The organism is Paenibacillus xylanilyticus, from assembly GCF_013359935.1.
GTDB classification, from domain to species: domain Bacteria; phylum Bacillota; class Bacilli; order Paenibacillales; family Paenibacillaceae; genus Paenibacillus; species Paenibacillus xylanilyticus.
Genome location: NZ_JABMCB010000103.1, coordinates 1 through 359 on the forward strand (window position 1 = coordinate 1; position 359 = coordinate 359).

The 359-nt window shown below is 47.1% G+C and carries 1 rRNA gene; it reads left to right on the forward strand.

From position 1 onward, the window contains the following. Nucleotides 1-220: 220 nt before the first annotated feature. Nucleotides 221-359: ribosomal RNA gene (locus tag HP552_RS01010) — 16S ribosomal RNA — on the forward strand; the annotation flags it as partial.

Consider the following 359-nt stretch of genomic DNA (forward strand, 5'->3'; position numbering starts at 1 on the left):
AAACTGAACAACGAGTGAGTAACGATCTTGCTTGCAAGATCGACGCTGAGAAATCGGTACACGTCATCTGACTGTATGATTTCGAAGCACAATTGAGATTTTTAATCTCGTCAGATTCAAAATGAGCTAATCGCTCTTTTCGATAATAGCTGCAAGACATTCATCCACTCAGCCGAGTTGAACCGATTGTCTTGCAGGACGATGCTGCATCGCAACATCTTTATTGGAGAGTTTGATCCTGGCTCAGGACGAACGCTGGCGGCATGCCTAATACATGCAAGTCGAGCGGACTTGATGAGAAGCTTGCTTCTCTGATGGTTAGCGGCGGACGGGTGAGTAACACGTAGGCAACCTGCCCT